We start from the raw sequence: 23794 nt of genomic DNA, 5'->3' as shown, positions 1-23794 counted from the left end.
GGCAGGGGGCACGCCGTCAGGAGGCGGTGAGGTCGCGGCGCCAGGCGACCTCGGCGGCCAGCGAACCGTCCGCCAGGTACTGGCGGACCTGCGAGGCGTCGGGGAGGGCGGCCACGGCCTCCGGGACGGGAACCTCCTGGAAGCCCAGCCGCCGCCAGAACGCGCCCGCGTCGGTGGAGAACAGGTAGACGTGCCGGATCCCGCCGGCCTCGGCCTCGGCCAGCACGTCCTCGACCAGGCGACGGGCGGTGCCGCGGCCGCGCCGGTCGGGACGGACGGCGACGCTGCGCAGCAGGGCGGCCCGCCCGGAGAGCTCCAGGGCGGCGCTGGCGGTCGGGCCGCTGGCGTCCCGGGTGGTCCACAGCAGGGTGCCGGGCTCGTCCAGGCCGTGCGGGTCCAGGCCCTGGGCGTGCAGGAAGGCGGCGAGGTCGTCGGTGGCGGTGCGCATCGGGCGGGTCCCTTCCGGGGTGGGGCGGCGGTTCGGACGGTAGCCGAAGCTTGTTGCGCAGAGTGACGTGTGTGGTGTCAGGGATGTGAATCCCGTGACCGTGAACGCGTTCGTCGCGTCCGAGCCGCCACCCCGCCGCCGCCCTCCGCACCGGCCAGGACCGGCCCCCCGCGCTCAGCGCCTGCGGCGGCGGGACCGATCCGCTGCGCACGGTGTGGCGGCGAGCAGGAGCGTGGAGCGACGCGTGGAGCGGTGTCAGGGCGACGGCGGTGCGGGCGGCGGCCCGACCTCGGCCCACAGCCGCTCCCGCTGTCGCCGATCGCGGTGCCCGAACCGGTCGGCCGTGCCGAGCACCCGGAGCACCGCCGTCACCACGGTCGGATCCGGGGGCTCCACGACCCGGAGGGTGACCCGGTAGCCGCCACCGGCCACCTGCTCGACCAGGGGCGGCCGCCCGGTCAGCCTGTGCAGCGCGTCGCCGATCCACCGGGCCCGCCCGGCGGGTGTGTCGTCGTGATCCACGGGCCGATCCTCCCCTCCTCCGGCCGGACGCGGGCCCGAACGGGCATGTCGGCCCCCCGGATCGGCAACCCCCCTGTGCTGCCGAGCGGTTGACGCCGGACGGCCGGGAGGGCCGCTCCGCGCGCTCGGGCCGGGCTCAGGCCGGGCCGAGGACGATCCGTTCGACGACCTGGTCCGGGTGGGCCGCCTCGCCGTGCAGGGTGGCCGGGTGGAGGTGGCCGGCCCGGTCGAGGGTGAAGAGCAGGTCGTGGCCGGGCGGCAGGGCACCGTCGGCGGGACGGCGCAGGATGCGGGCGCCCGCCGCGTGGCGGCGGGCGAGTTCGGGGCCGGTCAGGGCGGCGGGCAGCAGCATCGCGGCGGGCGCGTCACCGACCACGCCCGGGCCGGACGCGGCCGCGGGCAGCCGGAACACCGGAACGCCGGGCTCCTCGTCCAGGACGGCCGCCGCGAGCGCGTTGAACTCGTCCTCGGCGGTCAGCAGGTACACCGCGGTGACGCCCTCCTGCTCGGCGCCCTCACCGCTCGCGATGGCGAGCAGTTCGCCGTCGGCGAGCTCCAGCCCGGCGGCGGAGATCCGGGCCCGCTGCTCGTCCCGCCCGGCCCAGAGCAGCACGTCCAGGCCCGCCGAGCGCAGCACGACGGCCAGTTCGACCGTCCAGGGCTCGCCGCCGACCAGCAGCGGGCGGGAACGCGCCGGGCGGGTGACCCGCAGCAGCCGGGCCACCGGGACGGCGGTCAGGCCGTACAGCGTGACGGTCAGCACGATCACCAGGAACGTGGCGGGGAGGATCTTCTCCGCGCCGCCGATGCCCGCCGCCGCCAGCCCCGCCGAGAAGGTCGCGGCGGTGGACGCGGCGACGATGCCGCGCGGTGCCATCCAGCCGAGGAACGCCCGTTCGCCCTCGGGCAGGTCCGTCCCGGCGGTGGAGAGCGCCGCCACCACCGGCCGGACCAGCACCACCAGCGCCGAGGTCAGCACCAGCGCGGGCAGCAGCACCGGCCGGACCGACGCCCAGGTCACCGTCGACGAGATCGACACGAACAGCACGCCGACCACCAGCGACACCAGCGTCTCGAAGAACGTCCGCCGGGCCGGCAGGTCGAACGCGGGCACCGTCGCCACCACCACGCCCATCACGATCGCCGCGATCAGCCCGGTGTCCTCGCGCAGCGCGTCGCAGAGCGCCGCGACACCCACCACGGCCGCCAACTGGGTACTCGTCCCCAGCACTTCACCCAGCCGCACCCGCACCAGCAGCCACCACAGCACCACCGCGCCGAGCAGCCCGCCGAGCAGGCCCAGCCCCACGCTGAGGGCGAACTCCAGCAGCCCGGTGCCGAACCCGTGGTGCTGCTCCCCGACCAGCGCGTGGAAGACCAGCGCGCCCAGGATGCCGCCGACCGCGTCGATCAGCGAACCCTCCCAGACCAGGATCCGCTGCACCCGCTCGGTCGGGCGGACGAAGTTCAGCAGCGGCCCGACCACCGTCGGCCCCGACACCACCAGGATCGCGCCGAGCATCGCCGCCGCCTGCCCCGACATCCCGAGCAGCGGCGCGGCCGCGAACGCGGCGGCCGGCGCCGTCACCAGGGCGCCCACCCACACCAGCCGGACCACCGCGTGCCGGGTGTGACCGGTCAGCTTGCGCAGGTCCAGGCCGAGCCCGGCGTCGTACAGGATGACCGCGACGGCGAGCGAGACCAGCGGGGAGAAGGCCGCGCCGAGCAGCCGCTCCGGGTGGACGTCCTCGGTGACCGCGCCCGCCGCGAAGCCCACCGGCAGCAGCACGATGATCGCCGGGATGCGCAGCCGGGCGGCCAGCAACTGGGAGGCGACCGCGAGTACCACGGTCAGGCCGGACCCGATCAGGATCTGCTCAGAGGTCATCCCGCCATCCCATGCCGCCGACCCGCCCCCCGCACGCCACGCGCCCGGCACGTCCCCCGTCCGGCCCAACGGCGGTTCGCCCCGGCACCATTCGCTCCGGAGTGAACGGTGGCCCCCGCCCCGGCACGGTTCGCTCAGAAGCGAACGATGGCCCGCCCCGGCACGGTTCGCTCCGGAACGAACGGTGCCGCACCGCAGTCCGGCCCGGTTCGCTCCGGGCGGCGGGCGGCGGGCGGCGGGCGGCGGGCGGCGGGCGGCCGGAAGCGGACAGGCCGATCGGCGCCAATCGGGCCGTATCGGCCGCAAGTGGTAAACCCCCTGGGGTGTAGGGGAATTGACAGGTGCAAGAAGAGCGGCCGAATCGTGCACGACTGGTGACGACTAGATGTTCATACCCCTACCGTACGGGCATGAATTCCACGGGTGGGGCGGCCGAGGGCCGCGGTACGGCAGTGGTGATCGGTGGGGGACTGGCCGGGTGTCTGGCGGCCTGGGCGTTGCACGGGGTCGCGGAACGGGTCGTGGTGGTCGAGCGCGACCGCTACCCGGACGGTGTCGACTTCCGGGCCGGTGTGCCGCAGGCCAGGCACAGCCACCTGCTGCTGGAGGCCGGGCAGCGGACCTTGAACGAGCTGATGCCCGGCCTCGTCGACGAACTCGTCGCGGACGGTGCCAACCGGATCCTGCTCGGTGGGGTCAGCTGGCTCACCGCCGCGGGCTGGCTGGCCCGGCACGAGAGCGACCTCGCGGTGCTGATCTGTAGCCGTCCGCTGATCGACCACGCGGTGCTCCGGCGGGTCCGGGCGGTGCCGAACGTCGAGTTCCGCACCGCCACCGAGGTCACCGGCCTGCTCGGTGACGGCGGCGCCGTCACCGGCGTACGGCTGGTCGGCCGGGGCGAGGGCGGCGAACCGGAGACCGAGCTCGCCGCCGAACTGGTCGTCGACGCCTCCGGGCGCACCACCCGGGCCCCCAGGTGGCTCGCCGCGCTCGGCGCCCCGGCCGTCCCGGACGAGAGCATCGACCCCGGCATCTCCTACGCCACCCGGTTCTACCACCGGCCCGCCGGCACCCCCGACGACCTGGCCTACTACATCCAGTGCAAGGCCCCCGACCAGGGCCGGCTCGGCCTGCTGATGCCGATCGAGGGCAACCGCTGGATGGTCGGCATGGGCGCCATGCGGGGCTTCGAACCCTCGACCAAGCCGGGGGAGTTCGAGGAGCAGTTCGGCGGGCTGCGCCACCCCGGCATCGCCGAGGCGATCGCCGGCGCCGAACCGATCGGCCCGGTCCGCGGCTTCGCCCCCGGGCCGAGCGTGTGGCGGCACTACGAACGCTCCGCGCTGCGCGGCTTCCTGGCCATCGGCGACTCCTCCTGCGCCTTCAACCCGGTCTACGGCCAGGGCATGACGGTCGCCTCGATCGCCGCCCGCGCCCTGCGCGAGGCCGCCCGGAAGCATGAGGGCCTCGGCGAGGCCGTCATCCGGGAGACCCGGGACGCCATCGCGGCCGCCACCAAGGGTTCCTGGGAGATGGCGGCCGGCGAGGACGTCCGCTTCCCCGCCACCGTCGGCGGCCCCTCCGGCCTCCCGGTCCGGCTCCAGCAGCGGCTGATGGACCGGGTGCTGGCCCGCGCCGCCACCGACGGCCGGGTCGCCGACGCGTTCCTCCAGGTCGCCTCGCTGGTGGCGCCGCCCACCCTGATGTTCCGCCCCTCCGTCCTCGGCCGGGTCCTGTTCGGCCGCTGACCGCTCCGGTCCCGGAGTCCGTGCCCGGAGCCCGGTGACGGAGTCCGGCTCCGGAACCCGGTGCCGCCCGGACAACCCGGGCGGTACCGGGCGCAAGCGGTGAAACCGTCCCGGGGCGCGGTGTTCGAACGTGCGGGTCCGGCGGTTGAAGTGCGGGGATCCGGTGACTGTGAGCGCCGCTTCCCTTACTGTACGGACATGAGTTCTAGGGGGAGCGCGGCCGGCGACCGCGGCACGGCAGTGGTGATCGGCGGCGGGCTGGCGGGGTGCCTGGCGGCCTGGGCACTGCACGAGGTCGCGGAACGGGTCGTGGTGGTCGAGCGCGACCGCTACCCGGACGGTGTCGACTTCCGCCCCGGCGTCCCGCAGGCCAAGCACGGCCACCTGCTGCTGGAGGCCGGCCAGCGCACCCTGGACGAGTTGCTGCCCGGGGTCCTCGCCGAACTCCTGGCGGCCGGCGCCACCCGCGTCCCGCTCGCCGACGGCCTGCGCTGGCTCACCGCCGCCGGCTGGCTCGCCCCGTACCGGAGCGAGGCCGACCTCGCGGTGCTCACCTGCAGCCGTCCGCTGATCGACCACGCGGTGCTCCAGCGGGTCCGCACCGCGCCGAACATCGAGTTCCGCACCGGCGCCGAGGTCACCGGCCTGCTCGGCGACCGGCACGCCGTCACCGGCGTGCAGCTCAGCGGCCGCGGCGCGGGCGGGAGCGGCGCGGCGGACGGCGAACTCTCCGCCGAGCTGGTGGTGGACGCCGCCGGGCGCTCCACCCGCGCGGCCCGCTGGCTCTCGCTGATCGGCGCCCCGGCCGTCCCGCGCGAACGGGTCGACGCCGGCGTCTCCTACGCCACCCGGTTCTACCACCGGCCCGCCGACGCCGACGCCGGATCGGCCCTCTACCTGCAGAGCAGGGCCCCCGAGCAGGGCCGCTTCGGCGTCCTGCTGCCGGTCGAGGGCGACCGCTGGATCGTCGGCATGGGCGGCATGCGCGGCTTCGAACCCTCCATCCAGCCCGAGGAGTTCGAGAAGCAGCTCGGCCTGCTCCGCGACTCCGGCATCGCCGAGGCGATCGTCGGCGCCAAGGCCACCGGCCCGGCCCGCGGCTTCGTCCCCGGGCCGAGCGTGTGGCGGCACTACGAACGCTCGGCGCCGCACGGCTTCCTCGCCCTCGGCGACTCCTCCTGCACCTTCAATCCGGTCTACGGCCAGGGCATGACCGTCGCCTCGCTCGGCGCCCTCGCCCTGCGCGAGGCCGTCCGCAAGCACGGCGACCTCGGCCACGCCGCCGTCCGCGAGACCCGCGACGCGGTGGCCGGCGTCACCCGCAACCCGTGGCAGATGGCGGCCGGTGAGGACGTCCGCTTCGCCGGCACCACCGGTGGCCCCTCCGGACTCCAGGTCCGCATCCAGCAGCGGCTGTTGGACCGCGTCCTGGAGCGCGCCGTCACCGACGCCCGGATCACCGAGGCCTTCCACCAGGTCGCCGCCATGGTGGAGCCGCCGACCCTGCTGTTCCGCCCCTCCGTGCTGGGCCCGGTCCTGTTCGGCGGCTGACCGCACCGGCCCCGCGCCGGTGCGACGCCCGGCGCCGAGCGGTCGTCCCCGGGGCGGTTCCGGGTGGCCCGTGCGGTGGTTCAGGTGCCGTGGACGGGCAGCAGCAGGATCTGTTCGGGGTCGTAGCGCCGCCACGCGGGGTCGGTGCCCGCGCCGAGCAGGCGCAGGCGGCACCAGGGGTCGCCGTCGGGGGAGTGCCACCAGGCGTTGATCCGGCCCAGGACCCAGGTGTCGGTGCCGTCGAGGCGCACCTCCACCGGCTGGTAGGCGGGGTGGACGTCCTGCTCCGGCGGGGACCAGGCGGGTTCGGTCTGCAGTTGCGGAGGGAGCACTGCGGGCCTCCTTCGAGTCCGGTCGGCGGGGGCGACGGGTGAGGGGTGCCCGAACGGCCCGGCTGTGGCGGTCGAGAACACTCTACAGAGGTGTAGAAGGCGATGGCTGCCGATCCGGCAGCGTGGCGCAACACCACCGCCCCGGTGGCGGGTTCGGTCCGCCAGGGGCGGCCGGCCACCGGTTCCGCCGCTGCCCCGCCGCCGGGGCGGCCGGCCGGTCATAGACTCGGCGGATGACTGCTGAGGACTCCTCGATCGAGGCCCTGGGCGCCCTCGCCGACCCGGTGCGGCGCGCCCTCTACCGGCACGTGGCCGACGCGCCGGAGGAGGTCGGGCGGGACGCGGCCGCCGCCGCGGCCGGCGTCTCCCGCACGCTCGCCGCCCACCACCTCGACAAGCTGGTCGAGGCCGGCCTGTTGGAGGTCACCTACCGCCGCCTCTCCGGCCGCACCGGCCCCGGCGCGGGCCGTCCCGCCAAGCTGTACCGCCGGGCCGCCGTCGAGATCGCCGTGGCCCTCCCGCCCCGCTCCTACGGCACGGCCGGCCGGCTCCTCGCCGAGGTGGTCGAACACGCGGGCCTCGACCGCCAGTTGCAGGCCGCGGCCCGCGCGGCGGGCGTCCGGGACCAGGAGCGGGACCCGGACGCGGACCTGCCGGGCGCGCTGCGCGAACGCGGCTACGCGCCGTACCGGGACGGCGAGGTGCTGCGGCTGCGCAACTGCCCGTTCCACGCGCTGGCGGACGAGTTCCCGGCCCTGGTGTGCGGGATGAACCTGGCCCTGCTGGAGGGCCTGGCGGGCGACGGGTGGACGCCCGCGATGGACCCGGGGGCGGACGGCTGCTGCGTCTCGTTCTCTAAAAACAATAACGATTGACGTTAGAAGGCGGATCGGGCCATGCTTGCCGCATGACGCTCCTTCAGCCCGTCGGCACCCACCTCGCCCAGGTCAACATCGGCCGCACCGTCGCCCCGCTGGACAGCCCCGCCCTCGCCGGGTTCGTCGACCAACTGGCCGGGATCAACGCGCTCGCCGAACGCAGCCCCGGCTTCGTCTGGCGGCTGGTCGACGACGCGGGCGCCGACGCGACCGGCCTGCGCCCCGACGCGGACGACGACCTGCTGCAGATCAACTGCTCGGTCTGGGAGAGCGCCGAGGCGCTCCACGCGTACGTCTACCGCAGCGACCACCTGCGGGTCCTGGCCCGCCGCCGCGACTGGTTCCAGCCGCCGACCGCCGCCCACCAGGCCCTCTGGTGGGTCCCGGCCGGCCACCGCCCCGACGTCGCCGAGGCGATGGCCAGGATCGCCACCCTCCGCGAGCACGGCCCGGGCCCGGAGACCTTCACCTTCCGCGAACTGCGCCCCGCACACTGAAGCTCCGCACGCCGAGGTGCCGTGCACTGAAGCCCCGCACGCTGAAGCCCCGCACACTGAAGCCCCGCGCGCCGAGGCCGCGCGCCGAGGGACGCCACCGGCGGGGCGCCGCTCAGCGGATCGGGCCCAGGCGGGTGCCGGAGGCGGTGACGGCCTCGACGGTGCTGGGGTCGGGGCCCGGGTTGTCGAGGGCGAGGGTGCGGGTGGCGGGGGCGGGCTGGTCGAGCCTGCGGGCGGGGGTGGTGACGATCAGGCGGGAGACCCGGCGGCTGGCGGCGACCAGCAGGTAGGGGGTGCCGTTCGGGGCGCGCCAGCGGTACTGCGCGACGGTGTCCTGCTCGTAGCGGCTGCAGGCCCGGCCGTCCGCGTGCGCGAGCCGCTCCGCGGGTGCCCCGTTCGGGGGCAGGACCGCCGCGGCCGCGCTGCCCGAGCCGTCCCAGTGGTCGGCCCGCAGGCAGGCCCAGGCCAGCTCGCCGGCGTTCTGCGGGAGCTTCTGGTCGGCGAACTCCCACAGGTTCAACTGCCGTACGCCGGGCCCGGCTTCGGGAACGGCGCAGGCGCCGGCGGCCCAGCGGCGCAGGGCCTGCGGGCCGACCGCCTCGCGGGGCGGTCGGGCCGGGGCGGAGGCGTCCGGGGGCGGGGTGTAGGTGAGGTGGGCGGGGGTGAGGCCGCCGAGGTCGGCGAGCAGGAAGGCGTGCTGCTCGGCCACCGCCGGGTCGGAGCGCAGTTGCAGCACCGGTCCGGGGCAGCCGGGCGCGGCCGTGCCGGGGACGGGGTCGGTCACCCCGTCGGGGAAGGCGAGCGGGCGCTCCGCCTCGTCCGGCCGGTCCAGGCGCCGGGTCGCGGCGGCGGCGATCCAGGGGGCCAGCAGGTAGCGGGCGCCGCGCGCGTCGCGGCGCAGGACGGCGGCGGCCCCGGCGGTCACGTCGCTGTCCCCGGCGGCGGCCAGCACCAGGGCCGGGGCCGGCCCGCTGGCGGGGTCCTCGGTGTAGCGGGCCAGGGTCCGGCCGTCCGCGAGCAGCACCACCGAGGCGCCGTCCAGCCGTCCCGCGTACAGCAGCCGGGGCGCGGCGGCGGGCGGCCCGGGGCGGCCGCCCGGTTCGGTCGCGGTGGCCGGTCCGGCCTGCCGCCAGGCATCGACCGCGCGTCCGACCAGGGCCCGGTCGTCCCGGAGCCCGCCGCGGGCGGGCCAGACGTCCAGGCCCAGCTTCGCGGTCCGCCGCCACAGGTCGTCGGCGCTCCGCTCGACCGGGACCGCCCCGGCGGCGGACGGCGGCGCGGCCGGACGGTCGGCGCCGGACGCGGCGAGCAGCGGGACGGTCGCGGCGGTGACCGCCACCGCCACCGCCGAGGCCAGCACCGTCAGCCGGCGCCGTCGCAGCAGGTCGCCCGGCTGCAGGTGCACCGCGCACGCGTCGTAGCCCGGCGGGAGGTCGGACCAGGCGGGCGTGCCCAGGGCGCGCAGCAGCGCGGAGCCGGCCCGGGCGGACTCGGCGGGCGTCTCCACCCCGGCCCAGGCGAGCACCTCGGCGGCCTCCGGCCCGCTCAGGCCGTCCAGTGCCCGGAGCGCGAATCCGGCCCGGGCCGGTGCCGTCAACTCGGCCAGCCGGGCGTCCAGTTCGGCGTCCGCCTCGGTCGGGGGCGTGAACAGCCGCACCCCCCACACCCGGGGGAGCAGCGCTCCCGGTCGGCGTCGCCACCGCACCGCCGCCCGCACCACCCGGATCCGCACCGCCGGGTACCCGTCCGCCGCGTCCGTGCCCGGCGTGCCGGCCGGGCCCACCGTGCGCCCGGCGCGCACCGGCAGCGCGCGCTGCACCACCCCGTGCGCCGCCAGCACCCGGGCGTGCCGCCCCCGGTCGGCCGGCAGGATCAGGTACGCCAGGCACACCAGCCGCCGGTAGTGCCGCACCAGCACGGCCTCCGCGGAGTCCGGCCGTCCCCCGGGAGCAGCCGTCCCGGGCCGCGGCAGCGTCTTGAGATCCATCGGCCCCTCCAAGGCGCGGGAAGAAAGCCCCCGTACGTCGGACGGACCAACGAATGGATCATCGGATGGTTGCGCCGTCCGGGTCGCCCCCCCGGCCTCCGGCGGCCGGGCCCGGTGCGCGTCCTCCCGCCACCGGGTGCCGTCCCGCCCGGTCTCCTCCGACTGTTCGAGCCGCCGTTCGGCGTGCTCGACCAACCCGGCGGGCGGCCGGGCCGCCGGGTCGACGACGTGCTCCCGCCGGCACCCCGACCGCCCGCGCCACCACCGGAGTCCGCCCTACGGGCGGGCCGCTCCCGGGCCGGGCGTCCCGCTCCGGTGTTCTCCGAACCTCTCCCGGAACTCCTCCGGTCCTCCCCAGGTCCGCCGCCGTACGGGTGAGGATCGCTGCGCTGAGTAGTCATTCGGTAGCACTCTGCTGCTATCAATGGCGGTGCGCTCACCCACGAGCCGCCACAGCAGACGACGGTCGGCATGCGAAGCGTGCGACCGGAGCGAGAACGGACCCCTTCCCGATGGCATTCGCACTCCGCCGGACCCTCGGCCTGACCGCGCTGGCCCTCACCGCCTCCTTCCTCCCGGCCGGGCAGGCGGCGGCCGCTCCCGCGCCGCACCCGGGCGTGTACTGCCTGGCCAACGCCTGGGGCACCGCCAGTGTCGGCACCAAGCCGTGCGACGCCAACGACAAGGGCCAGCACTTCACCCTGACCGGCCAGCAGATCGCGCTCACCAACGCCCCCGCGTACTGTCTCGCCAACGCCTGGAGCACCCCGAACGTCGGCACCAAGCCGTGCGACCCGACCGACCTCGGCCAGTACTTCAGCGTCTCCGGCCAGCAGATCGCGCTGACCTACGCCCCCGGCTACTGCCTCGCCAACGCCTGGGGCACGCCGAACGTCGGCACCAAGCCGTGCGACGCGAACGACCCGGGCCAGCACTGGGTGGTCTTCAAGGACCAGGTCAGCCTGGCGTACGTCTGACCGGCCCCGCCGGTGCGGCGGGGAGCCCCCGGCCCCCCGCCGCACCGGCCCGGGTCAGACCGGGCCGTCGTGGCGGGCGCTGGAGCGCCAGTCGGCGGTGCGGACCAGGCACTCCAGGTGGGCGAGGCGGAACGGGCCCAGGGCGGGGTCGGCGCACAGAGCCGCGACCGTCGGCGTCCAACAGCCGCCGGGGCGGAACGGGGCGGTGTCGAGCGGGAGGGCGGGGAAGTGCTCGCCGGTGGAGACCGGGACCGGCGGCGTGCGGTCGCCGTCGCGGACGCCGAGCAGGGTCCCGGCCGGTTCGCCGGGCTCCGGGCTGACCGCGACCCGGACCCGGCCGTGGTGCGCCGCCACCAGGTAGGCCACCAGCGCCGGGTCCACCGCCGCGGCCGGCTCCGCGGGGTGCCAGTGGTCGCCGCCCAGCAGCAGGAGCGCGCTGACCAGCTCGTGCCGGAAGTGCGGGCGGGCCGAAACCCCGGTGCTCCAGGGGGCCTTGGACTTGGCCAGCAGGCCGCTCGGCGGCTCGCCGCCACCACCGCCGCGCAGCTTGTCCTGGAACACGGGGTGGCACTTGCCGAGGTCGTGCAGCCGGGCCGCCAGCGCCACCGCCGCCCGCTGCAGGCCGGACAGGCCGGGCAGCGCGGCGGTCAGCGCACGGGCCTCCTCCTCGGTCTCCCGCAGGTGCTGGTCCAGGCCCACCCAGGCGGTGCACCCGGTCGTGGCGGGCGCCCGGCCGGTGAACGACGACGGCACCGGTGCCCCGCTGTCCGGCGACCAGCCCGCGCCCGGCAGGTGCCCGCCGCGCGCCGAGTCGAGGGTCAGCAGCAGGCCGGCCCGCAGGTCGTCGGGGCCGGCCGGCCGCCACTGCCCGTCGGTCCGGTCCCGCAGCCAGGCGCCGTCCGGCACCTCGTCCAGCGGCGCCTCGCACTGCTCGGCCCGCCCCGGCTCCGGCTCGTCCGGCGCGGGCACCCCGTCCGCCCAAACGCGCCAGGCGACGAAGGCCGTGCGGTCGGCGTCGGCGTGCAGCCACGGGCTCGAGTCGGCGGGCCGGGCTCCGCGCGAGGTGTCGAACAGCGCCGCGAGTTCGGCCCGGCCCAGCGCGGGGGAGCGGACGGGGGCCGGCGCGATCCCGGCCCCGAACAGCTCCCCGGCGCCGACGGCCACCCCCTCGTGCGCCGCAAGCCAGCGCGCGACCCCCGGCTCGGCACCGGTCTCCTCCGGCGGCACGCACCACAACAACTCGCCGCCGTCCGGGAGTTCGCCGTGCCGGTTGCAGCGCCCGGCCCGCTGGACCAGGGCGCTCCACGGCGCGAGCTCGGTCAGCACCACCCGGGCGGACAGGTCGGAGCCGGCGTCCAGCGCCCGGGTCGCGACCAGGAACCCGTCGTCCGGCAACTCCCGTACCAGGGACCGCCGTTCGTCCGAACGCAGGTAAGGGTGGAGCAGGACGACCGGCTGCTCCGGGGCCGCCGCGCGCAGCGCGTCGCGCAGGGCGCGGGCCCGCTGCGGGGAGTTCACGGCGGCGATGCTCCGGGTGCCGGGCCGGTGGGCGGCGAGCAGCGCCGCGACCAGGTCGGGCAGGTACCGCCCGGGGTCGGCGGCCACCCGGCGGACGCGGCGCCGGGCGGTGTCCGGCCGGGGCCCGTCCGGCGGGGGAGCGGCGCCGTCGCCGACCGCCGACAGCCAGGTGCTGCCGGTCGGCGCGGTCGTGCCCAGCCGCTCGCGCAGCTCCTGGAGCCGCTCGCCGGTCGCCAGCCCCGGGCCGAGCAGGTGCGCCTCGTCGAACACCCAGTGCGCGTCGTTGTTGAGCAGCGCGAACGACACCGGCGCCATCGCCCGGGCGTCCGCGAGGCCGCGCATCAGCGCCCGGCTCAGCAGCACGTCGCGCGTGCCGACCAGGATCGCCGTCCGCTCCGGCCGCCGCCGCCAGGCGCCGTCCTGCGCGTCCGGCCCGGCCAGCAGGTGCAGGTCCACCCCGCCGGCCAGGCCCAGGCGGTGCAGCCACTCGCCGGTCCGGGCGTGCGTCCAGTCCGCGAGGCTGCCCTGCGGCAGCGCGTACACCAGCCGCCTCGGCGTCGCCCCCGGCGCGGACACCGTCCGCCGGTACAGCCAGGCCAGCACCGCCGCCGCGCTCTTCCCACCCCCCGACGGCACCCGCAGCGAACGCGGCAGGCCGCGCTCCGCCAGTTCCCGCTGGTAGGCGTACGGGCGGTGGCCGGTCGCGGTGCGGAAGAACTCCTCGAAGTCCCGGAACTCCCCTTGCCCGTACGTCATCCCGCCGCCTCCCCCTCGTCCGTCCGGAACACCCTAGGGCGCCGGACCGACGCGGCACCCGGACCGACGCGGCACCCGGCCCGGACCGGACCGGCGCCGACCCGGGCCGCCCACCCATCCGGGGCCGGGCCGGCTCCGAACCAGTCGGCAGGGGCGCCCGTCCCCGCCGCAGACCACCCAGGTGTCGACCGGACCCCGGGCCGACACCGCGAGGCACCCGTACGGAAACCAGCGCCATGACACTCGCCATCGTCCTGTTCACCCAGGACCTGCGCCTGCACGACAACCCCGCCCTGCACGCCGCCCACACCCGGGCCGAGCAGGTCGTCCCGCTGTTCGTCACCGACCCGGCGGTCGCCGCCGTCGGCTTCGCCGCCCCCAACCGGGTCGCGTTCCTGGCCGGCTGCCTCACCGAGCTCGACGCCGCGCTGCGCCGGGCCGGCAGCCGCCTCACCGTCCGCGACGGCGACACCGCCGAGCAGACCGCGAAGCTCGCCGCCGAGACGGGCGCCACCACCGTCCACGTCGCCGCCGGGGTCAGCGCCTACGCCCGCCGCCGCGAACAGCGGCTGCGCGAGGCCCTCGGCGGACGGCTGCACGTGCACGACGCCTCGCTCACCGCCGTCCCGGCGGGCGCGGTCCGTCCCGCCGGACGCGACCACTACGCCGTCTTCACGCCCTACCTGCGGGCCTGGCAGCAGGTCCCCCGCCGCGCCCCGCTGCCCGCGCCGCACGCCCTGCGCACCCCCGAGGGCCTGCCGAGCGCCCCGCCGCCCGCCGCGACCCCCACCGCCCGGGTCCTCCCCGACCCCGGCGAGGACGCGGCCCGCCGCACCTGGCGGCACTGGCGCGCCGACGACTACGCCGACCTGCACGACGCCCTCGCCGCCGACGCCACCTCGCACCTCTCGCCCTACCTGCACTTCGGCTGCCTCTCCGCCAACGAGCTCGCCCACCTCGCCGAACGGCGCGGCGGCCCCGGCGCCGAGGCCTTCGTCCGCCAACTGGTCTGGCGCGACTTCCACCACCAGGTCCTCGCCGCCCGCCCCGCCGCCGCCCACGCCGACTACCGCCCGCGCCCCGTCCCCTGGCACGACGACCCGGACGAGTTCGCCGCCTGGCGCGACGGCCGCACCGGCTTCCCGATCATCGACGCGGCGATGCGCCAGCTCGCCGAGACCGGCTGGATGCACAACCGCGCCCGGCTCCTCACCGCGAGCTTCCTCAGCAAGTCCCTGCACCACGACTGGCGGCCCGGCGCCGCGCACTTCCTGCACCACCTCGTCGACGGCGACCTCGCCAACAACCAGCTCAACTGGCAGTGGACCGCGGGCACCGGCACCGACACCCGGCCCAACCGCGTCCTCAACCCGCTGGTCCAGGCCGACCGGCACGACCCCGAGGGCGCCTACGTCCGCCGCTGGCTCCCCGAACTCGCCCACCTGCCCGCCCGGGACGTCCACCGCCCCTGGCAGTCCGCGCTCCGCCCCGCGGACTACCCCGACCCGATCATCGCCCCGGAGGCGACCGGCCACCGGCTGCGGACCGCACTGGGCAAGTGAGGGTCCGCCGGGCGCCGCCCAGACCCGGCCGCCGGGTGCCGTTTCAGACCCGGACGACGGTGGTGCCGGCGGCCTCGAAGGCGGTGAGCTCGTCGGCGGGGGCGTCGGTGTCGGTGACCAGGGTGTGCAGGCGCGCGGCGGGGGCGACCCGGGCGAAGGCGGTGCGGCCCAGCTTGCCGCCGTCGGCGGCCACCAGGGTGCGGCGGGCGGCGGCCATGGCGGTCTGCTTCACCGCGGCGTCGTCGAGGTCGTAGGCGGTCAGGCCGTCGGCGGCGCTGAGGGCGCAGCAGCCCAGGACGGCGGTGTCGAAGCGCAGCGCGTTGATCGAGGCGAGGGCGAGCGGGCCGGTGAGGGCGCCCTCGGCGGCCCGCGGGCGACCGCCGGGGACGAGCAGGGTGGCCGGCCCGGGGGTGTCGCCGAGCACGTGGACGGCGGGCAGCGACAGCGGCATGACGGTGACGGGGCGTTCGCGCAGCAGGCGGGCCACCTCCAGGCAGGTGGTGCCGCTGTCGAGCAGGACGCTCTCGCCGTCGGCGACCAGCGCGGCGACCCCGGCGGCGATCCGGCGCTTGGCGTCGACGGCCTCGCGGGCGCGCAGCGCGAAGGGGGGCTCCTCGCCGCGCAGCAGCAGGGTGCGGGCGCCGCCGCGGAAGCGTTCCAGGGCGCCCTGGGCGGCGAGGGCGTCGAGGTCGCGGCGGACGGTCATCTCGGAGGCGCCGGTGAGGCGGGCGAGTTCCAGGACGGTGGCGCTGCCCGCGTCGCGGACGGTCTGGGCGATCAGGGTGTGGCGCTCCGCGGTGTTCATACCGGCATTCAACCGCACCCCGAAGCGCACAGGCAATCTGTTCGATAGGCGGGTTTCGCACAGGGAAAATGTTCGTTATGGTCGATGGCATGGATCGCTCGCTCCGGGCCGCCCGCGTGGCGACCTACGTCTACTTCGTCCTGTGCGGAACCCTGACGGGCGCCTGGGTCGTGCACATCCCCGCCGTCGAGGCCCGGGTCGGGATCGGCCACGCCGCGCTCGGCGGCCTGCTCGTCCTGCTCGGCCTCGGCGCGTTCCTCGGCATGCGGGCCGCCGGCCGCCTGACCGACCGGCTCGGCGCCCGCACCGTCGTCCCCGCCTCCGGCGCGCTGTGCGCCGCCGCCCTGGTGCTGCCCGGCCTCGCCCCGGACCCGTGGACGCTGGCGGGCGCGCTGCTGGTCTTCGGCTTCGCCAACGGCTGCCTGGACGTGAGCATGAACGCGCACGCCGTCCACGTCGAGCAGGCGTACGGGCGGCCGGTCATGTCGGGCTTCCACGCCACCTTCTCGGTCGGCGGCGTGCTCGCCGCCGGCGCGGCCGCCGCCGCCACCGCCGCCGGGGTCGGGCCGACGGCCGCGCTCGCCGTCCTCGCCGCGCTCGGCCTCGCCACCGCCCTGCTCACCGCCCGCGCCCTGCTGCCCGACGCCGGGAGCGCCGTGCCCGCCACCGGAACCCCGGCCGACCGGGCAGCCCCCGCCGACCGGGCGGCCGCCGTCGACCGGCCCGCCGGAGCGGGCGGTGGCGCCGCCGCCGACGGCGCCGAGGTCCGCCGGCGGATCCGGATCCTCGCCGCGCTGGCGCTGATGGTGATGCTCGGCGAGGGCGCCGCCAACGACTGGAGCGCCCTGCACCTCAAGGACGTCCTCGGCGCGCCCGCGTCCACCGCCGCGTTCGCCTACGGCACCTACGCCGCCGCGATGACCACCGGCCGCCTGCTCGCCGACCGGGCCGCCGCCCGGTACGGCCCGACGGCCGTGCTGCGGCACGGCGCGGCCACCGCCGCCCTCGGCATCACGGTCGCCGCGCTCACCCCGTGGGTGTGGGCCGCGTTCGCCGGCTGGGCGCTGTTCGGCCTGGGCCTGTCCGGCTGCGTCCCGCAGCTGCTCAGCGCCGCCGGCCACGCCGACCCGGCCGCCGCGGGCGCCAACGTCTCCCGGGTCGCCGGACTCGGCTACCTCGGCATGCTGGCCGGCCCCGCCGTGATCGGCTGGCTCACCCACCTCACCGCCCTCAACCACGCCTTCCTGCTGCTCACCCTGCTCTGCGCCGCCACCGCCGCCACCGCCGGGATCCTGCGCACCGCCGCCGTCCCGGGCACCCGCGCCGACCGCGCACCCGCCCCCGCGGGCGGCGCCCACTGACCGCCCGTGCGGCCCGGGCCGGGGCCGCACGGGCCGGGGCGGCGGTGCCGGCCCCGGAGGGCCCGCCCGGGCGGTCCGCTCAGGGCCCCGCCGGTGCCGGGGTCGGCGTCATCAGGACGAAGTCCGCACCGGACGGGTCGGTGCAGACGGACATCCGGCCGATGCCCGGGGCGGTCTCCGGGGGCATGACGACGAGGCCGCCGAGGTCCCGGACGGTGGCGGCGGCGGCGTCGCAGTCGGGGACGGCGAAGACGGGGTGCCAGGCGGGGGCGCCGCGGGAGAGGGTGAGGGCGGCGGGGGTGACCTGGAGGAGGCCGCCGTGCATGCGGTCGGCGGGCAGGCCGGCGGGGGTGAGGACGGTGTAGGCGGTGGAGGCGGCGCCGGGCATCGGGGTGGACTCGTGCTGCCAGCCGAAGACCGCCTCGTAGAAGGCGAGGGCGGCGCCGGCGTCGGTGGTGTAGAGCTCGGTCCAGCAGAGCGCGCCGGGGCGGTCGGTGGCGGCGAGACCGCCGGCCGGGCCGGGGGTGCAGACGGCGAACCGGCCGCCCTGGGGGTCGGTGAACTGGGCCATCGGGGCCCAGCCCGGGACGTCGCGGGGTTCGACCCGGACGGTGCCGCCGGCCCGCAGGACGGAGGCGGCGGTCTCGTGCACGTCCGGGGTGAAGAAGTACGGCATCCAGGCGGAGCGGGCGCCGCGCTCGGTGAGCGGGCCGAGGCCGGCGGCGGTGCGGCCGTCGGTGGTGGCGAGCAGGAAGTCGTCCGCGCCCCCGGGCCGTTCGAACCGCCAGTCCAGGACCGGGCCGTAGAAGGCGGCGGCGGCGGACACGTCGGGTGCGCCGAGGTCCAGCCAGCAGGGTGAGCCGGGGACGAAGTCGGTGGTGATCACGGCGTTCTCCCTTCGCCGGGGTGCGCGGGACGCTCCCTCCCAGCCTGGCACCCGCCGTCGGCGGGCGCGTCCCGGCCGGCGCGCGTCCCGGCCGGTGCGCGTTCCGGTGGAGCGGGCGGCGCGGACGGCCGGTACCGCCAACCGGAGGAAATCCTGTGCAGATCGTCTGGTCGGGCAGCGAATTCGACCGTCGAGCGGACCCTGGGCATGACATTTCGCGGAAATTACTCCTCCCAGCCGCTAAATCGTCACCTGGAACAGGGTTGCGGCTGGATTAAACGGGCAGGGGCCGCTTACCCGAGGCGGCCCCAGAGAAAGGCAACAGAGTGGCACTGAGCGTGAGCTACGGGGAGCGATACGGCTGGACGGTCGTCCAAGTGGCGGGCGAGGTGGACATCAGCGGCGTCGCGGCCCTCCGGGAGCGCCTCCAGCGGCTGGTCACCGACGGCTGCCTGCGGATGGTCGTCGACATCAGCCGGGTCGACTTCTGCGATTCCACCGGCTTCGCCGTCCTGGTGGCCACCCGCCGCATGCTGTCCTCCCGGGACGGGCAGCTGCGACTGGTCCTGCCCGGACCCGAGGTCCACACCCGCAAGATCCTCCAGCTGTTCGGCATCGAGCGGATCTTCGACGTGCACGACTCCGTCGACGAGGCGCTCGCCGACCTGCGCGAGGCCGTCCTGAACGGGGACGCCGCCGACGCCGTCCCCCGCCCCCGGGAGGGCACCCGCGCCACCACCGGCGACTGACCCGCGCGGCCGGGAGCGGAGGGCGGGAGCCCGCCGGGCGGACGGCGCCGTCGACGGCGACGGCGTCAGCGCGGCGTACCGAAGTCCTGCGTCCACCAGGGCCCACCACTGCCCGGGTGGACCCCCACACCCAGCTCGGTGAACTTGCAGTTGAGGATGTTCGCCCGGTGCCCCGGGCTGTTCATCCAGCTGTCCATCACCGCGGCCGCGTCCTTCTGACCGCGCGCGATGTTCTCACCCCAACCGCTCCACGCGTACCCGACGGCGTCGATCCGCTGCTGCGGACCGGCGCCGTCCGGATTGGTGTGGTCGAAGAAGTTGCGCGCCGCCATGTCCTCGGAGTGCCCCAGCGCCGCCGCCGCCAACTTCGCGTCGGCCGCCACCGGCCCGCAACCCGCCTGCGCGCGCTGGGAGTTGACCAGGTCGAGGACCTGCTGCGCGAGATCCGCCGAGCGCTTCGAAGCGGAAGCGGCAGCGGAGGACGGAGCGGCGGACGGGGACCTGGGCGGAGGCGGGGACGGGGACGTACGGGAGGGGGAGGGGACGGCGGAGGACGCCGCGGGGGTCGGGGACGGGCTCGGGGACGGCACGGCCGACGGGGCCGGGGCCGGGGCGGTGGCGCCCGTCGGGTCGACCAGCGGCAGCGCGGACGAGGGAGCCGACGGCTGCGCCTCGGCCGGACCCGCCGCCGCCAGGGGCGCGTCCGAGTCGCCGACCACCACCAGCAGCCCGGCCACCACCGCCACCGCGGCCACCACCCCGCCGCCCAGCACCGCCGCCCCGGGCCCGCGCCGCCGCGCCCGCCGGTGACCGCGCCGCGCCCCCGCCCGGCGCGAACCGCCCCGCCGGTGCGAGACCGGACGCGGCGGCGCGGCGGACGTGGTGCCCGCGGTCGGCAGGCCCTCGTACCCGGCACCGGACGGCACCGGGACCATGGCCAGGCCCGCCAGCAGGCCCTCGGCCGGGACCAGGCCGCGGCGCTGCTCGTCGCAGACCGCGCACTCCCGGACGTGCCGGCCGATCCGCTTGCGCCACAGGGCGCCGGGCACGCCGTCCCAGCCGGCGGCGGCCTCGGCCAGCCACGGGCAGCCGGGGACGGCCGCCAGCGCCCGGACCACCACCCGGGCGGCCTGCAGCTGCCCCTTCATCCGCTGCACCCGGACCGCCGCGTGCTGCGGGGTCACCTCCAGCGCGGCCGCCAGTTCGGCCCGGGAGAGCTCGCCCGCGGCCTCCAGCCACCACAGCGCCAGCAGCTCGCGGTCGTCCGGGTCCAGCCAGCGGGTCGCCTCCGCGACCTCGCGGCGCTGCTCGGACAGGCCGAGCCGGACGATCGTCAACCCGACGAAGTCCGCCCCCGGGTCGGCGACCGCCGCCGGGTCCGGCAGCGCGTCCAGCGCCTGCGCCTCCCGCAGCCGCCGGCGGGCCTGGTTCAGCGCGATCGCGACCAGCCAGCTCCGGAAGGCCTCCGGGTCGCGCAGCCCGGCCAGGCCGTCGACCGCCCGCAGCATGGTCTCCTGCACCACGTCGTCGGTGTCCGGGTGCCCGGACAGCGCCCGGCCCACGACGTTGTACACCAGCGGCAGGTGCCCGCCGACCAGCTCCGCCACCGCCTGCCGGTCACCGCGCTGCGCCCGCCCGACCAGCGCCGCCGCCCGTCCACTGTCCACTGCCCGGCCCGTCCTCGTGTTCTCGCGTCCTGCCCTCACACCCTCGGAGATCCGCCGGGCAGCGGCGGATAACGCAAAAGCGGCGGGAACCTCCCGGACGCCCCGGACCTCCCGGGCCGTCCCCGGCCGACCCGAAGCATAGAGCGGGCGGCCGCGGGCGGGAACGCCGGAGCGGGTCCGCGCGGCCTGCGCGGACCCGCTCCGGCGGGGCGGCCGGGATCAGTACCAGTGGTGGGACTGCCAGAACGACCAGGCGCCGCAGGGGCTGCCGTAGCGGCTGTTCATGTAGTTCAGGCCCCACTTGATCTGGGTGGCGGGGTTGGTGCGCCAGTCCGCGCCGGCCGAGGCCATCTTCGAGCCGGGCAGCGCCTGGACCAGGCCGTAGGCGCCGGACGACTTGTTGGACGCGGTGTAGTTCCAGCCGCTCTCGCGCTGCACGATCTGGCTGAAGCACTGGAACTGGGCGTCGCTGCCGATGATCTGCCGGGCGGTGTCCTGGACCGAACCGGCCGGGACCGAGGCCAGCGCGCTGACCGACGCGGCCTGGTTGGCCGCCTGCTTGGCCTCCTTGGCCTTCTTCGCCTCGGCGGCCTTCTTCGCGTCCGCCGCGGCCTTCTGCGCGGCGGCGTCGGCCTCGGCCTGCTTCGCGGCGGCCTCCTCGGCGGCCGCCCGCTGGGCGGCCTGCTCCGCGTCGGCCTTCGCCTGGGCGTCCGCCGCGGCCTGCAGCCGGGCGGCCTCCTCGGCGGCCTTCTTCGCGGCGGCGTCGGCGGCGGCCTGCTGGGCGTCGGCCTGGTGACCGATGCCGTCGCTGACGTGCTGGGCCCGCTCGCCGGTGGGCGCGTCCGCGAACAGGGTGGCGCTCGCGACGTCGACCGTCCGGACGGGCTTCTCCTCGCTGCCCGCGGCCGCGCCGACGACGGCGCCGACGGCGGTCACCGCGGTGGCGGAGACGACAGCGACACCCCGGACCGAGATCCGAGTCACATGCTTTCCTTCCGGCATCGCCCGGCGAGGTGACCGTACGGGCGCACATCTGCCCCGGGCACTGGCCTCCGTCGCGCACTGGTCACCGGAGGCGCTGGCTCGGCCGTCCGTCCGGGCGGGCCCGGCGGGAACGGCGCGATCGAGCGGCGTACGGCGCTGCGGTCGTTCAGTGGTCCGCCCGCCGACCGGAGTTGTCGGGCGTTCAGGGCCGTACGCGGGGCCTGACGTCGATTCACACTGCCGCACCCGGACGCGTCCACGCAATCGCCTGCGCCGTGGCGGATCTCACACCGCTCCCCGACCCGGGACGTACGGTGCGGAAGAAGTGACGCCTCGTCAGTTCCCGCGCGCGGCCGGGCGGTCCGAACCTGACCGTGGCCGGTCAGGGCGGGTGCGGCGGGAGACCGGCCGTTCCCGGCGCGCCGGGAGGCCGGAGCGGGTAGAACACCGGAGCATCGGGATGCCGGAGCACCGGCGCACCGGCACACCGGAGAAGGAGGCGGACGGATGGGCACTCGGTCACCCCGACCCTGGCTGCGGGCGGCGGCGGCCCGCGGGTTCTCGCTCGGCTCGACGGGCTCGTTCCTGTCCGTCGGCTCGGTCGGCTCGTTCCTGTCGGTGGGCTCGGTCGGATCCGCGTTCTCGGTCGGCTCGATCGGCTCCGCGCTGTCCGTCCTGTCGATCGGCTCCTGGCGCAGCACGGCCGCCGTGCTCTCCGCCGAGTCGACCCTCGCCGTCCTCTCCTACCGCTCGGTGCACGCCGTCCGCGCCGCCCACCGCCGGCGCGGCGGCACCGGACGCCGCTGAACCGGCCCCGCCCGGGCGGGAAAACCCGGTGCGCCGGACCCGGCCCGCCCGGCATCGTGGCGGAATGACGGAGACGGTGGTCGCGGGCGCGCTGGCGGGACTCGGAGTGGCGGTGCCGCTCGGCGCGATCGGCGTGCTGCTGCTCCAGGAGGGCCGCCGGGGCTGGGCCCCCGCCGCGGGCGCCGCCACCGCCGTGGCCGCCGTCGACGGGGCGTACGCGGCCCTCGCCGTGCTGGCCGGCCCGCGGGTCGCCGCCCTGCTCGCCGGACACGAGGGCACGGTGCGCGCCGCCTCCGCGCTGCTGCTCGGCGCGATCGCCGTCCACGGCCTGCTCGGCCTGCGCCGCCCCGCCCCCGCCCTCACCGGAGGACCGGAGCCCGCCCGGACGGGCGGAGCGCTGCGCTCCTTCGCCCGCTTCGCCCTGCTCACGGCCGTCAACCCGACCACCGCCCTCTACTTCACCGCCCTGGTCGCCGCCCGGGGAGCCACCTCCCACGGCGACGCCACCCCCTTCGCGGCGGGCGTCTTCCTGGCCTCCCTCGCCTGGCAGCACCTGCTCGCCGCCACCGGCGCCCTGGCCGGCGCCCGCCTCGGCCCCGGCCCCCGCCGCCTCACCTACGCGGCCGGCTACGGCCTGGTCGCCCTCTTCGCGCTGCGCCTCGCCTTTGGCTGAGCCCCGGGCGCACCCGCCCCCCGCGCCGTGCGCCGTGCGGAGGGGCCGCCGTGACCGTCGGGTGCGCCCTGCCGATCCGCGACGAGTCGCCGGGCGCGGTGGTGGTGGCGGTGCCGGCGGCGATCTCGGGCTCGGTCTCGGCGCCGGGCTCGGTGTCGGCGCCGGTGTCGGTGTCGGTGTCGGTGTCGGATGGCACCGTGTGCGGATGGACCAGCCGCTCACCCCCATCGCCGCCTACTGGAACGACGCCGCCCCCGCCTTCGACCAGGAACCCGACCACGGCCTGCGCGACCCCGCCGTCCGGGAGGCCTGGCGCCGCCGCCTCGCCGGATGGCTGCCCGGCGAGGGGCTCGACGTGCTCGACGTCGGCTGCGGCACGGGCTCGCTCGCGCGGCTCCTCGCGGAGGCCGGGCACCGGGTCACCGGCGTCGACCTCGCCCCCGCGATGGTCGAGCGCGCCCGGGAGAAGTTCGCCGCCGCCGGGCTGGGCGGGCGCTTCCTGGTCGGCGACGCGAGCCGGCCCCCGACCGGTAGCGAACGCTACGACGCGGTGCTCTGCCGCCACCTGGTCTGGACGCTGCCGGACCCGCCCGCCGCCCTCCGCGAATGGACCGCCCGCCCGCGCCCCGGCGGCCGGCTGCTGCTCGTCGAGGGCCGCTGGCGCGAAGCCGACGCCCCGGTCGAGCCGTACGCCCCCGGCGCCGAGGGCCTCCCCTGGGCCGGCGGCGTCCCCGCCGAGACCCTCGCCGCCGCCCTCCGCCCCCTCACCCGCGACCTCCGCGTCCACCCGCTCGCCTCCGACCCGGCCCTCTGGGGCGGCCCGGTGCACGACGAGCGCTACGCGATCCTGGCCCACCGCTAGGCGAACTCGGCCGGGCCCCTGCCGGGCGCGCTACAGCAGGGCCGAACTCTCGCTGCCGAGCCAGACCCGGGCCGCGGTGTCCAGCGGCAGGTCGAGCGCGGCGCACAGGCCGACGACGGTGCCGAAGCCGGGGCTGGGCAGCCGGCCCATCTCGATCTTGCGGAGCGTCTCGGGGGAGATGCCGGCGCTCTGCGCGACGGTGGCGGGGTCGCGGCCGGCCCGGGTCTCGCGGAACAGCGTGCCCAGGCGGCGGCCGGCCTCGATCTGCTCGGGGGTCAGGGGGACTCGCACCATGCGGACACGCTACCGGGTCCCCTCCCGCCGCACCGGGCCCCG

General features: G+C 77.1%; 22 protein-coding genes. 11 read left to right on the top strand and 11 right to left on the bottom strand.

Annotated elements, in window-relative coordinates; all coding sequences use genetic code 11:
* Window positions 1-16: 16 nt before the first annotated feature.
* From ACZ3J7_RS15390 to ACZ3J7_RS15380, 3 genes are all read right to left on the bottom strand, one after another.
* Window positions 17-448: a GNAT family N-acetyltransferase gene (locus ACZ3J7_RS15390; protein ID WP_465620813.1), complete on the bottom strand. Its 432-nt coding sequence runs from the start codon at window positions 446-448 to the stop codon at window positions 17-19.
* Window positions 449-703: 255 nt separating this feature from the next.
* Window positions 704-970 (bottom strand): hypothetical protein, encoded by a 267-nt coding sequence (locus tag ACZ3J7_RS15385; protein WP_465620811.1) that lies wholly within the window; start codon window positions 968-970, stop codon window positions 704-706.
* A gap of 136 nt (window positions 971-1106) precedes the next feature.
* Window positions 1107-2858, bottom strand: a complete 1752-nt coding sequence (locus ACZ3J7_RS15380; RefSeq protein WP_465620809.1) for a cation:proton antiporter — start codon at window positions 2856-2858, stop codon at window positions 1107-1109.
* A gap of 410 nt (window positions 2859-3268) precedes the next feature.
* On the opposite strand from ACZ3J7_RS15380, the gene ACZ3J7_RS15375 reads away from it, so the two are divergent.
* Together ACZ3J7_RS15375 and ACZ3J7_RS15370 are read left to right on the top strand one after the other, a co-directional pair.
* On the top strand, window positions 3269-4606 hold the full coding sequence (locus ACZ3J7_RS15375; RefSeq protein WP_465620806.1) for an NAD(P)/FAD-dependent oxidoreductase: 1338 nt from the start codon (window positions 3269-3271) through the stop codon (window positions 4604-4606).
* Between the two features lie 198 nt (window positions 4607-4804).
* Complete coding sequence (locus tag ACZ3J7_RS15370; protein ID WP_465620804.1) at window positions 4805-6157, top strand: NAD(P)/FAD-dependent oxidoreductase; 1353 nt, start codon at window positions 4805-4807, stop codon at window positions 6155-6157.
* 80 nt (window positions 6158-6237) lie between these two features.
* Here the strand turns inward: ACZ3J7_RS15370 and ACZ3J7_RS15365 are convergent, their stop codons facing one another.
* Window positions 6238-6489, bottom strand: a complete 252-nt coding sequence (locus tag ACZ3J7_RS15365) for a hypothetical protein (protein WP_465620802.1) — start codon at window positions 6487-6489, stop codon at window positions 6238-6240.
* Window positions 6490-6722: 233 nt separating this feature from the next.
* Here ACZ3J7_RS15365 and ACZ3J7_RS15360 point away from each other — a divergent pair, with 233 nt between their 5' ends.
* Together ACZ3J7_RS15360 and ACZ3J7_RS15355 are read left to right on the top strand one after the other, a co-directional pair.
* Window positions 6723-7364, top strand: coding sequence for a helix-turn-helix transcriptional regulator (locus ACZ3J7_RS15360; RefSeq protein ID WP_465620800.1), 642 nt, complete (start codon window positions 6723-6725; stop codon window positions 7362-7364).
* A 32-nt stretch (window positions 7365-7396) separates the two neighbouring features.
* Window positions 7397-7864, top strand: a complete 468-nt coding sequence (locus ACZ3J7_RS15355; protein ID WP_465620797.1) for a DUF3291 domain-containing protein — start codon at window positions 7397-7399, stop codon at window positions 7862-7864.
* Window positions 7865-7976: 112 nt separating this feature from the next.
* Here ACZ3J7_RS15355 and ACZ3J7_RS15350 read toward each other — a convergent pair whose 3' ends face one another.
* Window positions 7977-9851 carry a hypothetical protein gene (locus ACZ3J7_RS15350; RefSeq protein ID WP_465620796.1) on the bottom strand — a complete coding sequence of 625 codons (1875 nt, stop codon included), beginning with the start codon at window positions 9849-9851 and terminating at the stop codon, window positions 7977-7979.
* A gap of 512 nt (window positions 9852-10363) precedes the next feature.
* Between ACZ3J7_RS15350 and ACZ3J7_RS15345 the strand changes: the two genes are divergently transcribed.
* The gene (locus ACZ3J7_RS15345; protein ID WP_465620794.1) at window positions 10364-10828 is read left to right on the top strand and encodes a ricin-type beta-trefoil lectin domain protein; all 465 of its coding nucleotides are present in this window, start codon (window positions 10364-10366) and stop codon (window positions 10826-10828) included.
* Between the two features lie 54 nt (window positions 10829-10882).
* On the opposite strand, the gene ACZ3J7_RS15340 is transcribed toward ACZ3J7_RS15345, so the two are convergent.
* Complete coding sequence (locus ACZ3J7_RS15340; RefSeq protein ID WP_465620793.1) at window positions 10883-13102, bottom strand: CRISPR-associated endonuclease Cas3''; 2220 nt, start codon at window positions 13100-13102, stop codon at window positions 10883-10885.
* A gap of 236 nt (window positions 13103-13338) precedes the next feature.
* Between ACZ3J7_RS15340 and ACZ3J7_RS15335 the strand changes: the two genes are divergently transcribed.
* Window positions 13339-14664 carry a cryptochrome/photolyase family protein gene (locus ACZ3J7_RS15335; RefSeq protein WP_465620791.1) on the top strand — a complete coding sequence of 442 codons (1326 nt, stop codon included), beginning with the start codon at window positions 13339-13341 and terminating at the stop codon, window positions 14662-14664.
* 43 nt (window positions 14665-14707) lie between these two features.
* Here the strand turns inward: ACZ3J7_RS15335 and ACZ3J7_RS15330 are convergent, their stop codons facing one another.
* Window positions 14708-15469 carry a DeoR/GlpR family DNA-binding transcription regulator gene (locus ACZ3J7_RS15330; RefSeq protein ID WP_465620788.1) on the bottom strand — a complete coding sequence of 254 codons (762 nt, stop codon included), beginning with the start codon at window positions 15467-15469 and terminating at the stop codon, window positions 14708-14710.
* 89 nt (window positions 15470-15558) lie between these two features.
* Here ACZ3J7_RS15330 and ACZ3J7_RS15325 point away from each other — a divergent pair, with 89 nt between their 5' ends.
* The gene (locus ACZ3J7_RS15325) at window positions 15559-16830 is read left to right on the top strand and encodes an MFS transporter (RefSeq protein WP_465620786.1); all 1272 of its coding nucleotides are present in this window, start codon (window positions 15559-15561) and stop codon (window positions 16828-16830) included.
* Between the two features lie 79 nt (window positions 16831-16909).
* Here ACZ3J7_RS15325 and ACZ3J7_RS15320 read toward each other — a convergent pair whose 3' ends face one another.
* The gene (locus ACZ3J7_RS15320) at window positions 16910-17716 is read right to left on the bottom strand and encodes a VOC family protein (protein WP_465620784.1); all 807 of its coding nucleotides are present in this window, start codon (window positions 17714-17716) and stop codon (window positions 16910-16912) included.
* A gap of 326 nt (window positions 17717-18042) precedes the next feature.
* Here ACZ3J7_RS15320 and ACZ3J7_RS15315 point away from each other — a divergent pair, with 326 nt between their 5' ends.
* Entirely contained in the window at window positions 18043-18465 is a 423-nt protein-coding gene (locus ACZ3J7_RS15315; RefSeq protein ID WP_465620781.1) for an STAS domain-containing protein, read from the top strand.
* A gap of 65 nt (window positions 18466-18530) precedes the next feature.
* Here the strand turns inward: ACZ3J7_RS15315 and ACZ3J7_RS15310 are convergent, their stop codons facing one another.
* Window positions 18531-20132: a sigma-70 family RNA polymerase sigma factor gene (locus tag ACZ3J7_RS15310; RefSeq protein ID WP_465620777.1), complete on the bottom strand. Its 1602-nt coding sequence runs from the start codon at window positions 20130-20132 to the stop codon at window positions 18531-18533.
* Window positions 20133-20351: 219 nt separating this feature from the next.
* On the bottom strand, window positions 20352-21116 hold the full coding sequence (locus tag ACZ3J7_RS15305; protein WP_465620775.1) for an aggregation-promoting factor C-terminal-like domain-containing protein: 765 nt from the start codon (window positions 21114-21116) through the stop codon (window positions 20352-20354).
* 507 nt (window positions 21117-21623) lie between these two features.
* Here ACZ3J7_RS15305 and ACZ3J7_RS15300 point away from each other — a divergent pair.
* The 3 genes from ACZ3J7_RS15300 (at window position 21624) to ACZ3J7_RS15290 (ending at window position 23458) form a co-directional block, all read left to right on the top strand.
* Window positions 21624-21923: a hypothetical protein gene (locus ACZ3J7_RS15300; RefSeq protein WP_465620773.1), complete on the top strand. Its 300-nt coding sequence runs from the start codon at window positions 21624-21626 to the stop codon at window positions 21921-21923.
* Between the two features lie 64 nt (window positions 21924-21987).
* Window positions 21988-22596: a LysE family transporter gene (locus ACZ3J7_RS15295; RefSeq protein ID WP_465620771.1), complete on the top strand. Its 609-nt coding sequence runs from the start codon at window positions 21988-21990 to the stop codon at window positions 22594-22596.
* Between the two features lie 205 nt (window positions 22597-22801).
* Complete coding sequence (locus ACZ3J7_RS15290) at window positions 22802-23458, top strand: class I SAM-dependent methyltransferase (RefSeq protein WP_465620770.1); 657 nt, start codon at window positions 22802-22804, stop codon at window positions 23456-23458.
* Between the two features lie 30 nt (window positions 23459-23488).
* Here the strand turns inward: ACZ3J7_RS15290 and ACZ3J7_RS15285 are convergent, their stop codons facing one another.
* Window positions 23489-23752: a helix-turn-helix domain-containing protein gene (locus tag ACZ3J7_RS15285; protein ID WP_465620768.1), complete on the bottom strand. Its 264-nt coding sequence runs from the start codon at window positions 23750-23752 to the stop codon at window positions 23489-23491.
* Between the last annotated feature and the right edge of the window lie 42 nt (window positions 23753-23794).

This window comes from Kitasatospora sp. NPDC015121, from assembly GCF_055562955.1.
Note: the sequence above shows the minus strand (reverse complement) of the source record. Positions and strands in the feature narration are given on the sequence as shown.